General features: G+C 24.4%; 19 protein-coding genes and 1 pseudogene. 4 read left to right on the top strand and 16 right to left on the bottom strand.

Annotation, left to right across the window (positions count from 1 at the left end; all coding sequences use genetic code 4):
- Positions 1-9 precede the first annotated feature (9 nt).
- From AAHM95_RS04475 to AAHM95_RS04425, 11 genes are all read right to left on the bottom strand, one after another.
- Positions 10-834: a hypothetical protein gene (locus tag AAHM95_RS04475; protein ID WP_342274232.1), complete on the bottom strand. Its 825-nt coding sequence runs from the start codon at positions 832-834 to the stop codon at positions 10-12.
- 11 nt (positions 835-845) lie between these two features.
- Positions 846-1,082 (bottom strand): hypothetical protein, encoded by a 237-nt coding sequence (locus AAHM95_RS04470; protein WP_339041654.1) that lies wholly within the window; start codon positions 1,080-1,082, stop codon positions 846-848.
- A complete protein-coding gene (locus tag AAHM95_RS04465) occupies positions 1,082-1,396 on the bottom strand; it encodes a hypothetical protein (protein WP_342273909.1) in 315 nt (104 codons plus the stop codon). The genes AAHM95_RS04470 and AAHM95_RS04465 overlap by 1 nt, the downstream gene beginning before the upstream one ends.
- Positions 1,396-1,557: a hypothetical protein gene (locus AAHM95_RS04460; RefSeq protein ID WP_342274231.1), complete on the bottom strand. Its 162-nt coding sequence runs from the start codon at positions 1,555-1,557 to the stop codon at positions 1,396-1,398. The genes AAHM95_RS04465 and AAHM95_RS04460 overlap by 1 nt, the downstream gene beginning before the upstream one ends.
- A gap of 3 nt (positions 1,558-1,560) precedes the next feature.
- Complete coding sequence (locus AAHM95_RS04455; RefSeq protein WP_342274230.1) at positions 1,561-1,788, bottom strand: hypothetical protein; 228 nt, start codon at positions 1,786-1,788, stop codon at positions 1,561-1,563.
- Positions 1,788-1,964, bottom strand: a complete 177-nt coding sequence (locus AAHM95_RS04450; protein ID WP_342274229.1) for a hypothetical protein — start codon at positions 1,962-1,964, stop codon at positions 1,788-1,790. Before AAHM95_RS04450 ends, AAHM95_RS04455 begins: the two co-directional genes overlap by 1 nt.
- A 3-nt stretch (positions 1,965-1,967) precedes the next feature.
- Entirely contained in the window at positions 1,968-2,261 is a 294-nt protein-coding gene (locus tag AAHM95_RS04445; RefSeq protein WP_339040127.1) for a hypothetical protein, read from the bottom strand.
- 2 nt (positions 2,262-2,263) lie between these two features.
- Positions 2,264-2,728 carry a hypothetical protein gene (locus tag AAHM95_RS04440; protein WP_342273912.1) on the bottom strand — a complete coding sequence of 155 codons (465 nt, stop codon included), beginning with the start codon at positions 2,726-2,728 and terminating at the stop codon, positions 2,264-2,266.
- On the bottom strand, positions 2,728-3,024 hold the full coding sequence (locus AAHM95_RS04435; protein ID WP_342273913.1) for a hypothetical protein: 297 nt from the start codon (positions 3,022-3,024) through the stop codon (positions 2,728-2,730). Before AAHM95_RS04435 ends, AAHM95_RS04440 begins: the two co-directional genes overlap by 1 nt.
- Before the next feature lie 15 nt (positions 3,025-3,039).
- Entirely contained in the window at positions 3,040-3,243 is a 204-nt protein-coding gene (locus AAHM95_RS04430) for a hypothetical protein (RefSeq protein WP_342273914.1), read from the bottom strand.
- 168 nt (positions 3,244-3,411) lie between these two features.
- The gene (locus AAHM95_RS04425; protein WP_342274228.1) at positions 3,412-3,663 is read right to left on the bottom strand and encodes a hypothetical protein; all 252 of its coding nucleotides are present in this window, start codon (positions 3,661-3,663) and stop codon (positions 3,412-3,414) included.
- Between the two features lie 497 nt (positions 3,664-4,160).
- Here AAHM95_RS04425 and AAHM95_RS04420 point away from each other — a divergent pair.
- Positions 4,161-5,280 (top strand): annotated as a pseudogene (locus AAHM95_RS04420) (IS3 family transposase).
- Here the strand turns inward: AAHM95_RS04420 and AAHM95_RS04415 are convergent.
- The 5 genes from AAHM95_RS04415 to AAHM95_RS04395 all read right to left on the bottom strand — a co-directional run bounded on the left by AAHM95_RS04415 (position 5,236) and on the right by AAHM95_RS04395 (position 8,934).
- Positions 5,236-6,099, bottom strand: coding sequence for an SGNH/GDSL hydrolase family protein (locus AAHM95_RS04415; protein WP_342274227.1), 864 nt, complete (start codon positions 6,097-6,099; stop codon positions 5,236-5,238). The pseudogene AAHM95_RS04420 and the gene AAHM95_RS04415 overlap by 45 nt on opposite strands.
- Positions 6,100-6,136: 37 nt before the next feature.
- Positions 6,137-6,319 (bottom strand): hypothetical protein, encoded by a 183-nt coding sequence (locus tag AAHM95_RS04410; protein WP_342274226.1) that lies wholly within the window; start codon positions 6,317-6,319, stop codon positions 6,137-6,139.
- Positions 6,320-6,661: 342 nt separating this feature from the next.
- Complete coding sequence (locus AAHM95_RS04405) at positions 6,662-7,222, bottom strand: 5-formyltetrahydrofolate cyclo-ligase (RefSeq protein WP_342274225.1); 561 nt, start codon at positions 7,220-7,222, stop codon at positions 6,662-6,664.
- Positions 7,206-7,664 (bottom strand): Fe-S cluster assembly sulfur transfer protein SufU, encoded by a 459-nt coding sequence (gene sufU / locus AAHM95_RS04400; protein ID WP_342274224.1) that lies wholly within the window; start codon positions 7,662-7,664, stop codon positions 7,206-7,208. Before sufU ends, AAHM95_RS04405 begins: the two co-directional genes overlap by 17 nt.
- Positions 7,651-8,934 carry an aminotransferase class V-fold PLP-dependent enzyme gene (locus tag AAHM95_RS04395; protein ID WP_342274223.1) on the bottom strand — a complete coding sequence of 428 codons (1,284 nt, stop codon included), beginning with the start codon at positions 8,932-8,934 and terminating at the stop codon, positions 7,651-7,653. The genes sufU and AAHM95_RS04395 overlap by 14 nt, the downstream gene beginning before the upstream one ends.
- A gap of 305 nt (positions 8,935-9,239) precedes the next feature.
- Here AAHM95_RS04395 and AAHM95_RS04390 point away from each other — a divergent pair, with 305 nt between their 5' ends.
- Genes AAHM95_RS04390 through AAHM95_RS04380 form a run of 3 tightly spaced genes read left to right on the top strand, consistent with a single transcriptional unit; the run spans position 9,240 to position 13,473 of the window.
- Positions 9,240-11,273, top strand: a complete 2,034-nt coding sequence (locus tag AAHM95_RS04390) for a hypothetical protein (RefSeq protein WP_342274222.1) — start codon at positions 9,240-9,242, stop codon at positions 11,271-11,273.
- 16 nt (positions 11,274-11,289) lie between these two features.
- A complete protein-coding gene (locus AAHM95_RS04385; RefSeq protein WP_342274221.1) occupies positions 11,290-13,002 on the top strand; it encodes a hypothetical protein in 1,713 nt (570 codons plus the stop codon).
- A gap of 51 nt (positions 13,003-13,053) precedes the next feature.
- Positions 13,054-13,473 (top strand): HIT family protein, encoded by a 420-nt coding sequence (locus tag AAHM95_RS04380; protein WP_281748311.1) that lies wholly within the window; start codon positions 13,054-13,056, stop codon positions 13,471-13,473.
- The last annotated feature ends 16 nt before the right edge of the window (positions 13,474-13,489 follow it).

Genomic DNA, 13,489 nt, shown 5'->3' with positions numbered 1-13,489 from the left:
TCACCTCCTTTATAAACTCATGTGATTATAATCTCAATTTAGTGAAGTATTATCATGATTTAATGGTACTTCGCTCATATTATCACTACCATATTGACTGGTTGTTTCACTATTAATTGTGAATCTATTATCATTAATTAATCTTGCAGTTTCATTATTAAATGGTGTTTCTTGCATTTCTTGAATATGATTTGTAGTTTCCATAGGTAGTAAATTATGGATTATTTCACTTGCACCAGCAATTATGGTAGGTACTGCATAAGCATTATTAAAATCATTATTTATACCCATTGCAACACCACTTGAAATTAAACAACCACCAGTAGCCATATTACAAATTTTTCTTATTGTTTCAAATTTATTAGGTATTAACTCAGTTAATCCACTAATAAGATTTGAAATACCATAAGCATTTAAACTAATATATGTATCTCAATCCATTAATGACTGATTTTCTTGTTTATTTAATAGTAATCATGGCGGACCTTCTGTTGTAGTTGTAGTAGTTACTGGAATTGGTGTTGTTGGAATAATAGGATTAATATTATTTTCTGTTCATTTACTATAATTTGCTAAACCAATTGTTCCTAATCCTAATGCTATTTTTTTAGAACTATTAATTAATTTAGTTTTAGTATTTGGTCTTTGATTTAAATTTCAAATATCTAAACCTAATTTTTTACCAAATAATAAACTATTAATTGAACCTAATATTGGATTTGCAATTACTTGACCATAATAAGCACTTGTACCAATCATTGCACAAATAGGACTTATACCAGTTCTTATTAATTTAGTTAAAGTATAATTTGATTGTGTATTTTCGTTTGGCATTTTATTCTCCTTTAATTTTCTAATTTTTTAATTGTTACTTTAATTCAACCTTGATAAACATCATTATCACCAACTATTAATGCAACATTACTTTCGGGCTCAGAAACAATTATGTGTTTTGATTTAACATTTGGATATTGTCTTAAAATAATTGCTCTAATATCATTACTTGTATGAATTGCTTTGGGAAATGGTGATAATATTTCAATTTCATCTTTATTTTCAAACAAAGTAGGTAATATAATCATTAATCAAAGTCTCCATTTTCTAAATCTTTAATTAAATCCAAAGCTTCGATATATGGTATTCCATTATCACCTTTATCTAATTCATCTTGTATTTGTTCTTTAAGAAAATTAATTAATTTTTCTTTATTAATACAATTTTTATGTCTTGATTTATTAATTTCATCAACTTTAATTCTATGTTCTTTACAATATACTCTTCCATATTCATCAAATTGCTCTTCTGTCATATTTTCACATTGTTCTTGAAATGATGTAATACCAATATAATTTGGTCTTTCTTTTTTTATATTTTCAGTTCATGTACATCTATTCATTACTTATTCTCCTTATTTTCAATTTGATTAGCAATTTCATTTAATATTTTTAATACTTTATATTCATTTTTTAATTCTTTAATAATAAATATTAAAAATATTATTAGTGTTATGCTACTTATTAATATTGGTACTATTAATAAAATTTTTCATAATATCATTTTTTATTCCAATTTATCTTTAATTATTTGATTTTTTCTAATTATTTCTTGTTCTAATGAATAAATATATTCTGACATTCTATTTATTATTAAATTTATATAGTCTAATTCTTCGTAAATATTATTAAATGCAATAGTTCCTATTTTATTTTTTAAATTTTCTAATAACTTTTCAATATCTTTTTTCATTACTATATCACTCATTTGTTTTTGGTTTTGATTAAAATTCATTATATTTTTTCTCCTTTTTGTAAAATATCTTTTATTATTTCTAATTCAGTCATTCTAATTTCATTTGCTTTAATAAAATTTTGTAATTTTTCAATTTCTTTTTTATATTCTTTAATATTCTCTTTATGTTGATTAATTCTGTTATTAATATATTCTAATGGTGTATTTTTAATCATTTTTTACTCTTTTCATTTTTTAAATCATTTAACATTGATTGAACAAAATGCACGATTTATATTCATATTTCAATTATTAAAGATTTCACCAGTTACTAAAATTTCATCATTTTTGTTTAATAAAATACATCGTCTATAAAATTTTGGGTTGTTAAAAATTAAAGTAACATAGTTTAAACCATTTCATTGACCTCGAACACTATAATATAATTCTTTATTACCTTTTTCGTAATATTTTGCTTCAATAGTGTTACTCAGTTTTACTGTTAATTTGACATAATTTGCTTTATCTTTCATGTTTATAATTTCCTTAAATAATTATCAAAAATTAATATTTTTTTATGATTTTTTAAATAATATTGAATATGCTTATAAGCATCTTGTTCATGTTTTGTTAATTTTATATTTCCTTTATATTCTGTTATTTTATTTTTATTTTTTGGGTGATTTTCGAAATAATCTCAGTTGAAAACATCTTGTACTAATACCATTAATGCACCAATAATTTTAGGAGTTGCTAATGGATTAGTTAATAATTGTTTTGAATTTAAAAAGAAATTTTCTACAATAACTAATATTTTTTTATCAATAAATTTTTCTTTAATTAATTGCAATTTTTCTTTATAAATATTTTTAGTTCATAAAACAGTTAATGTATTGAATGTTTCATTAAAAATAATATTATTAGTTTCATTTGAATATATAACAATTCCATTATTACCAATACCAGCAGGGTCAATTCCAATAATTAAGTCATATTGCATTATTCAAAGTCACCATTTTGAATTTTTTCTTGTAATTTCATTATTAATTTAAGTTTTCAATTACTAATATTAATTTTAATTACATCACTAATATCATCTTTAAGTAATTCCATAAATTCATTTTCAAGATAATTAATTAAATTTTCCTTATATTGATTAATTACTTCTTTTTTAAAATCTGCTCTTAATTTTTCTATATTATTTAAATGTTTTTTTGTTATTTCTTGATTACTTTTTTTATTATATTCATTAATAATTTCTTGGTCTTTATAAGAAAATGGTTTTTGTTTATTCATATTTAAACCTCCCACTTAACCTCTAACAACTGTTTTGATAATTTCCAAATCACAATTACATCAACAATATTTACATTCTTCAATAAATTCTTTATGACCACAAACTAAATTATCTTTTTTTAAATCATCAATCAGTTTAATTAGTCCTATTTTAAATTCAATATCATCACTGTCTGGTATGCAAATCGTTCCTCTTTTAGTTAAATATTCTTTATCCATATTTATAGCTCCTACTTAACCTAACATTTAAAATACAGTCATAACAAATTGCTTTATTATTTTTATCTCTTAAAAAATATTTTCTTGTTTTTATATCATTAGTATTAAAGAATAAATAATCTAATTTATGTTGTTTACAAGTTCAACAAAAATACTTTTTTTGCATAATTAATGACTTCTACATCAATCACAAACATATCCATATGGGTTTGTATAATCTAAATGTTCAGCAATATCATAATCATCTTCAAATTTTCTAATATTATGTTGTTCTGATTCTAATTCTGTTTTAAAATAATAAAGCATTTGGATTTTGTCATCTTCATATAATTCATTACATTCAACACATCTTTTTCTTCTTTTTTTAATTTTTTTATCAATCTTTCTTAGTGCTTCATAATCAAGAATTTCTATTGCCATAATAATTCTTTCCTAATATGTTCTGTTGCTTGTAGCATAAAGAATATATATTTTTATTTTTATATTATTAATACTATTAGTTTTATTCATTCCATGAAAACTGGGCTCAAAAATAAATTGTGAAATTTTAAAAAGAAATCGAGGCATTCGATTCAATATTTATTTAATTTGTGTTTAACAAATTAATATTTTAATTGAACCGGCACCGCTCAATTTTTTTTACAAGTTTGAAATTTATTTTCTCGCCCAAAAAATTTTCCAAAAAAAATAAAAAAATAAAACCAACACTTGCTCACTGGGGAGTGGCAAGGTTGGTTAAATAAAGAATAGAATTAATACAATAGGTCCCTACAACAGGTCTATATATACTAGTTTCCAATTCGCTCCCACCCCAAGAATTACCATTAAATGGTTAGTATATTGGATGGGTTACACTTTATTGGACACTAATTACATAGACAAGTGAACAAATTAGTTAAAAGAAAGGAATTATAATTATGGTCACTATTAACTCATATTCAGATGAATTTAAAAAACAAATAGTAGCTTTATATCAAAGTGGCAAATCAGTATCTTGCCTTGTTAAAGAATACAATGTTACAAGAGCAGCTACTTACAATTGAATTAAGCAATTTACTAATTCAGGTAGTTTTAAAACTAAAGATAATCTTTCAGATTTAGAAAAACAATTAATTCAAGCAAATAAAGAATTAAAACAGTTACGAATGGAAATTGATATTTTAAAGCAAGCAGCACTAATAATAGGCAGAAAGTAGAGATTATTGCAAATAATAAATCTAAATATAAAATTCGCACAATGTGTCATTTTTTAAAACTCTCTAAATCAACATATTATTTTAATTTAAAGAAAAAAAATAAAATTCAAAATAATATTTATGAACAAGCTGTTATTAGTGCTTTTAAAGAAAATAAAGAAGTTTATGGTACTAGAAGATTAAAAGTCATACTAGCAAACCAAGAAATTTATTTATCACGCAGAAAAATTAAAGAAATTATGAATAAGCATAATTTAATATCAAAATACACTAAATTATCATTCAAAAATTATCATAATAAAGTCAATGATAGTCAAATAACCAATCTTGTTAATAGAAACTTTAATAATAGAATTAAAAATGAAGTTATTGTTAGTGATTTAACTTATGTTCAAGTTAATGGTAAATGAAACTATATTTGCCTATTAATCGACCTATTTAACCGCGAAATTATTGGACATAGTGTTGGAGTTAAAAAAAAGATGCATCATTAGTATATCAAGCATTTATGCAATCAAATCACTGTTTAAAAGATATTGAAATATTTCATACTGATCGCGGTAATGAATTCAATAATAAAACTATTGATAAACTTTTATTAGCTTTCAACATAACTCGATCTTTAAGCAAAAAAGGATGTCCTTATGACAATGCTGTTGCTGAAGCAACTTTTAAAACTTTCAAAATTGAATTTATTAATGATAAAAATTTTACATCATTAATCCAATTAAAATTAGAATTATTTGATTACATCAATTGATATAACAACATAAGAATTCACAGTACTCTAAACTACCTAACTCCAATTAGTTATCAAAAACAAATGTCTACCAAAAAATAGTCCTAAAAAGGGTTGCCATTCCACTTTTGATGGTATTTCAGTTGGATGAACAGTATCGACAAAAAAGTAGTTATTAACTGTATCTAAAGTTACACCCGGATTTAATTTGGGTTGTAAAATCCCATCTTTTAAAAATGATTCATAAAAACTAATATCACTAGCTCCTTCTTTAATATTCATTCCCCTTTTACCTAAATCATTTAATGTTTGTTTAACAACTGATGAAAGTTCAAAATCATTAATTTGTTTTGGGTAATCTTCTTTTAAAGTTTTTATCATTGCTTTTCATTGTGAATGAAAATATTTAAAAGCTGCTGCTGCTTTTGTTTCTAGGATAGGATCATTATTATAAGCAGGAGTTTCACTAATATCTGGAACATCAGTAACAACAATATTCGCTACATGATGTTTAAGTAGTCGCATTAGTGATATTTTTTCATTAAGGATTGCAGAATCTAAATAAAGTTTTCATGTTAAGAAAGGAGAAGTTGTATCTTGCATTACTGCTAAAAGATCATTAGCCCCCATTACATATAGTACTCAATCATGATCATTAATATTTTTATGTTGTGAAAGTAGAGAAGTAACTTGTGCTTGTGCTGAAAATTTACTAACAAAAAATCCACCTGGATAAATACTATATTCTAATCTAGCAGCACCAACAGCATAATTTTCGCCAATTTGTTGATAAATTTTGCCAACAAATGGTATTTTTTGAAATTTCCATGCTGGTGTTAAAGGTTTATGAAAATAATTTGCTACAATACTAACTGCATTTGGACCATTACAAAACTGATTATTATGATAAGGTTCCTCCATTTTAATTTCTTGAATTTTTGGAAGGATTTTATTACCTTTAAAATTGTGTTCCAGCTCCAACAAGTGCACCATTATCTGATAAACTATCACCAATAACGTATAAATTATCAACTTGTTCTATAGCTCGTTCTTCTTTATTTAAATAACAATGCTTTGAATTAATAGTTAATAAAGATAATGAACTTAAAAGTCTAGCACACGTTAAGTTATATAAACGCATGTTTATTCGCCTCCTATGTATTTTTTCATTATTTTTTTTAGAAATATTTATTTTTTAGTATTAAGATTTACTAAAAATATTATTTGTTGTTTTTTTAATTTTGAATTCATTTTGATAAAAAATATAAAATAATTTTAATTAATTCAGTTTTTATAAAATTCAAGTGTGTATAAACTAAACTAATGAGTAGTTTTAGTCTTTTTAAAATAATTATTATAAGTAAATCTTAATTTAAGTCTATAATTGAAAAAATGAATATACAATAAAAATAAAAAAAGATAATTTGATTAATTAAACTATCTTTTATTTATTGATTATTGTATTTAATTTTAGATTAAAATATTAATTAGTAAAAATATAGTCTAATGGTATATCTCAATTATCGTGATTAATTATATAAGGAATTTTTTGAATAGCAAAACCAAGTCCTATTTTACTAAAGTTAAATTTATTTTTAGATAAATAACGGTCGTAAAAACCTTTACCATAACCAATACGGTAATAATCTTTATCAAAGGCAATTAATGGTACTAACATACAATCAATTTGACTTCCTATAACTTTTTGGCAATTTAAACTTGGTTGTCCAATTTTAAAATCATTATCAAATACGATATCGTTTCAACTATTAATAAAGTAAAATTCCAAATGTTCACCATTCATTCTTGGTAAACAAACTTGTTTTAGATTTTTTCATAATAATTCAATAATTTCTTTAGTTTCTACTTCATATGGTAAGGAATTATAAAGAGCAAATACATTATTTTGTTTAAAATAATGTGATTCATTAAATTTATTGAAAATAATTTTATTTCACTTTTGATAATTATTTTTAGAAACATTTTTTAATTTTTTTAAATAAATGGTTCTTAAACTAATTTTATCCTTAATTTCCCTTTCCATTTTTTTCACATTCTTTCTCAATTATTTTATTAATACCATTAATACCAATAAGGGCACATTTAATTCGATTACGCTGTCTTGGTACATTTTTAAAAGCAATCAGATTTTCAATTATTTTATCATTAAATTGCTTTTCTGATAACATTGCTTGATAATTAATAATAATTTCTTTTATTTGTGATATTGTTTTACCTTCAATTAAAATACAAAAAAGATCGGTTGCTGCAGTTGAAATAGCACACCCAATTCCAGTAAAGCGTGCGCTATTAATAACTTTATTTTTAATAGAAATTTCAACATGAAAATTATCAACACATGATTCATTGTTTTGATGATATGTCAAACTATTTGGTAAATTTTTAAAACCTTTATTTTTTGGATTACTATAGTGTTCAACAATTAGTTTGCGATAATAGTCTTGATTGTTATTAAAAGAATTCATTTAAAAAATCTCCTCCTTCATTAATCCCTTTTTTTAAAGATATTACTAATAAGTCAATATCTTTTTTACAATTATATATGTAAAAACTAAGACGAATTGTTACTTCAGCGTTAATTATATTAGGTAATAATTTAGCACAATAAGTTCCACTGCGTACGCATATATTTTGTGTTGCTAAAAAATTAGCAACATCTTGTGCAAATACTTTTTTAATATTAAATATTATGTTACTACTATTGCCATCAATATTATAAATTTCAATATTATTTCCTAAATGCGCTGTTAATTGTTCAATTGCGTATTTTTTTAGTAAAATTTCATGATTTCTAATATTTTCAATACCAATGTTTAATAAATACTTAATAGCTGCACCTAGCCCAAATACACCCGCAATATTTTGTGTTCCACCTTCAAAACGATAAGGACTATTTAATAAGTTAAATTTCCCATTTTCATAAATATCACCATTCATGCCTCCACCCAATATTAGTGGATCTAGCATATTTAATCATTCGTTTTTTCCTCAAAAGACACCGATTCCAGTTGGACCAAAAACTTTATGACCAGAAAATCCAAAAAAATCAATATTTCAATTTTTAACATCAGTTTTTATATGTCCTATTGATTGTGCACCATCTATTATTACTAAAATATTTTTAAAAATTCAATTATCACTTTTAACATTTTTTTTACCATATTCTTTAATAAAATTAGTTAATGTTTCAGTATCATTTTCTATTGCTAAAGAATTATTAATATTTGCAAAAGCAACTATTCTGGTTTTAGGTGTTAAAACTTTTTTTAAACTTTCAACAGTAATGAATCCTTGTTTATTTGTTTCAATAAATTTTATTTTAATTTTTTTAGTTTGTATCAAACGATAAAATGGTAAGAGTAATGAGCTATGTTCTAAAGTGGTTAATAAAATTTCATCATTTTCTTGTAAATATTTTTCTAAGCCAAAAGCAATTTGATTATAAGCAAAAGTTGCTGAAGGACAAAAAACTATTTCGTTTTCGTTACTATTAATAAATTTACTAATTGTTTTTCTAGTATCTTCAAATATATCATTTCCCTTAACAGCAAGTTGATAATCTTGACTATGTGGATTAATACAATATTTTTCATAATAATCGCTAACAGCATCAATAACTATTTGTGGTTTTAGTGAAGAAGCGGCTGTATCTAAATAAACTAAATCAGGATTATTTTTAAAAAAGGGAAAATCAGTTTTAAAGGTATTATCATTAATGTTTATTTTTTTATTCATATTTACTCCTATATCATTACACCAAATATAATATACTTATACTAATGATTATACACTTAATTTTGTGCTAATTTTCTTAAAATTAAAAAATGAATAAAATATTATTTGTGCACTATAAAGTAATAATATTTAAAAAAAATAATATTTTAAATTTTTTAAAATAAATAATTGGTAATTAGTTATTTCATTTTAAAATTAATTAGAAAAAACTATCCCTTAAATATAAATTTTATGTTAAGATATCTTAGTAAAATAAATTAAAAAATCTTTTTTTGCTATAGATTTAATTAAAAGGAGTGAATAAAGTGCGCAATATTCTTGCCTTAGTTGCAGCTTTCACGTTATCATCAACATCAACTATGTCTATTATAGCTTGTAATAATTCAAATGAAAGAGGCACAACTAATGTTTTCGACTGAAATAGTGCTTTTATAGATACAAGTACTACGACTGACACCTTTTTTAATTACTTATTAAATAATCCCAACAGTGGATGAGGTAAAACATTATATACTGATATTAATCAATATATTAATCTTTCAATTTTAAAAAATACTCCAGAATATAAAGATGATTATCTTGCTGCTTTGACAGCAGCTCAATATGAAATGGAAAATAAAATAAAATCATTACAAGCAAAATATGGTCGTTCATGAGAAAAACAATGAAAGAAAGTATTGGGCGATGATGATGTTAATACTTACATTGATAATATTTTAAAAAAGAGTGCTTTAGGTATTATTCAACGTAGTTATGTTACTAGTAATTATAAGGATTATAAATACTACAATCAAAATGAAATTAATATTTGATTAAAGGATTTATGAGAACAAGTAAAGAGCGAAAACAATCCAAATGGTACTTATGATAGTGTACAAGAATACATTAATGGTAAAGCAGGTAGTATCGCTCTTGGTAAATATTCTAGCAAAATTTGAATTGTTGCTAATGCTAATAATTCAGAATCAGATGCTATTGCAAAATTAAACGATAATGTCAAAATTGCTAAAACATGAACTGGTGTTAATATTAGTCTTCCTGTTGTAAAAACTAGTGATGATAAGAATGATAGTAATTATGAAACAGATTCATATAATACTATTGATGGCTTATTAAGTGATAATCAATCTAAAATAGCTAAAGTAATGTTAAGAAATCAAGAATTAATTTGAACTCGTCAAATTGTTATTCCTTTTGACTCTACTGCTAAACCTTTACAAGAAAAGATTAATGCTTCTCAGTTTTCTCAAAATAAAACTAAAATTAATGAAATTTTAAACAATATTAGAACCAATGGTTTCGATCAAACATTCACCGAAGAAAAAGGGGCCGCTATTACTGATGTTAGTAAAACTGGTGATTTAGGATTAATGGATATTACTAAATCTTCACAAGAGAATAGTCCTTTTTATTATTACTTATATCGTTATGTAACTAGTGCTGAAGGTGTTGGTAAAAATGTTGATGGTATTCAACCATATAAATTAACACAATTTACTTCACCAACTGACAAGGAAAAGGGTTTAGATGACTTAATTCCTTATATAGATCGCGATAGTATTAAAGATAAAGGTAAAGATGGTACTAGTCAATATAATGATTTAGTTTATATGAAAGATATAAAAGGACCACAACTTCCTGATGCTGCAGTTAATAATGGACCTGGAGTTGGCATTTTTATTGATACTGGTGGTATTCATTTTATTCAAACGCCAGGTATCACATATCAACAGCAAGACAAACCTAAAAGCGATGAATCAACTTATAATATAATTAAAACATTTAAAAATCATAGAAAAGATACTTATCAGTGAAAAGACTTAGCACCGTTATCTGAGCGTCCAGGTGGATTATCTGATTCTCCTTATCTTGATTATTTACAAACTGGTTTTTTATTACAAAAATATACTCCAAATACAACTCCTACTTTTAATTTAAATGATGCATTAACAGCCTTTACTGGAGGTACTGGTAGCCTTGGTGATGCAACTTGATGAGATTATAATTTATACTTTAATAATAACTCAAGTTTAATTCATTGAAATTTACAGGATATATTTGGTTCAAGTCCTCTTGATCCAACTGATAAGAAAATTAATGACTTTGTTGAAAAAATGAAAAGTTGATTTGATAAAACTAAAGAAAATCGTTGAAACAATAGACAAGGTATTAATATTAATGCAACATTTAAGGATAATATTATAAAAACTAATAATACATGAGATGGCTTTACACAAGATGCACCAGTTGCTCGTATGGATACTAATATTGCTAATTATCTAGATGTTGTTGGGAAACGAACATTATGATGATATGATCCAAGTATCATTAGTTCTTAGACGGGAGGTATAAAAAATGAAAAAGATAAAAAAGATTTTACCATTATTAACTTCAGTTACTCTTTTATCTGGCCCTGTATTATTATTAGTTGCTTGTGATAATGAACGTGATATGAGTAATTTACCTAGTGGTAAAATTCCTGATGATTATAAAAATCGTGTATTATTTAATTTTTTAGGAGTAAACTTTAATGAAACGATTTCTGCTCAGTTTAAGAATACTTATTCACAAGGTCTTGATTTTATTTTAAAAGATGTTGAAGGAACAATTGCTCAGCAAAAATTTTATGAATTTTTTCATAAGAAACTTCATTATAGTGAAGACACAAAAAATGCAAATGGTACTACTACAATGGGAGAAGCCAATAAAGCTTTTATAAAACTTAAAGATGATTTAGGATTAAATTTATTAACTCAAAAGTACTTAAGTGGTATTAATACAGCTAATTCACTAGATAAAGTATCAGCAGCAGATAATAATGAGTTATTATTTCAAAATCAAAGTTGACATCAGGATGGTACAAGTAAATTTAATTATCAAAATGTAGAATTTTATAAAGAAAAAAATAAAGATACTGATAAAGTTAATGATCCTGATCAAATATTTACTCCTGATAGTTTATATAAAGATTATGGTGATAAAGATGCTGCTTTTGATGAACAATTAGCTGCCATTGCTAAACATCCAGATGACAATTATAGTAATGAAATTGGTAAATTATTACCAAATGATGCTAAAAAATGAAATAGTAGTGCTGGTATTAATAAAACACAAAAAGGTCTTTCTGGTACTGATATTCCAACTTATTCAAAATATTTAAAACGTTTCCAATGATGATTACGTTTTCGTTATCAACAATATTATCAATATCAAATTTTACCAGAATTAAATCAAACTTTATTTACAATGTCTTATATTTTAGACAATATTGTTGATATTAAAGATAATGAAGCAAGTAAACCTATAATTTCAACCCAAACAAATAACCTTTACATAAGTCAATTACAAGATACTACTGGTTGACAAAAGAGTAACTATAATGTAAATTGAAACTTTACTACTGATTTAGCAAATGCGCAAAGCATTGATCAAAAATGAAATAGTAGTCCTTCTGAATCTCCAAAGTGAGAGTCGATTGTTAAAAATGATGATTCAGGAAAAGAAAAAACTTTAAATTCTGATTTTTTTACTCAATTAACAAGCGGTAATGCCTCAACTATTAGTGAAATTGATCCTAATTTTGGTGTTAATGGTTTCTTAAGTACTGCTACTACTACCCAAGAAGCTGCAAGTTGAGTAACTAATGGTGGATTACATTACACTGCGAATAATAATATTGCTACATTTACTTACTCTGCTCCTATTTATTTCCTAAACCTTTTACAAAATTTAGATTTTAGTTTTTTAAATAATAAAAACAAAGGCTGAGTTCCAGAAATTAGTAATTTAATTCATTCATGAAACAATAGTGGTAATGCTAGTCTTGAGACAGATTTCTCTAAGTATATAAGGGGTGATGCTAACGAAAGCACTATTACCCAAGAAACAAAGTGAAATATATTTTGACAAATGTTATATTCTATATCTGCTAGTGATTCTGCAACTAAAGATTCACCAGTAGCTGAAAACTTTAAAATCGCTGCTCAAAATTTATTTCCAACATATATTCCAAAAAATAATATATATGAAGAAGGATTTTGAAATAAGGTAAAAGAGTTTTATCCATAATAATACTTAATATTTTAAGTTATACTTATAAAGTAAGTTGAGGTGAAATATATGACAAATAAAGCATGCATTTTTTGTACAATTATTAAAGATACAAATAACTTAATTTTTGAAGATACAAATACAGCAGCATTCATGGATATCAATCCCGTAACTAAAGGACACATTCTAGTAATTCCAAAGCAGCATTTTGAAACTTTTATTGATACTACACCCAAAATAGTGAGTGATGTTAGTATCACAACTCATAAAATTGCTAATTTGCTAATAAAAACTATTCCCGAAATTAAAGGATTTAATATTTTAACTAATAATGGTAGCGAAGCATTTCAAGAAGTGTTTCATTATCATGTTCATATTATTCCAAAATATATTCGTGAAAAAGGGTTTTTAATTAATAGGACAAAAGAAAATGTTACAATTGATGATATTAATAATATTAAAAAAATACTAAAATCACAATTAATGTAAAAAATATTTAAGGAGG

This window comes from Spiroplasma endosymbiont of Phycita roborella (assembly GCF_964031195.1).
GTDB lineage: Bacteria > Bacillota_I > Bacilli_A > Mycoplasmatales > VBWQ01 > Spiroplasma_E > Spiroplasma_E ixodetis_A.
Note: the sequence above shows the minus strand (reverse complement) of the source record. Positions and strands in the feature narration are given on the sequence as shown.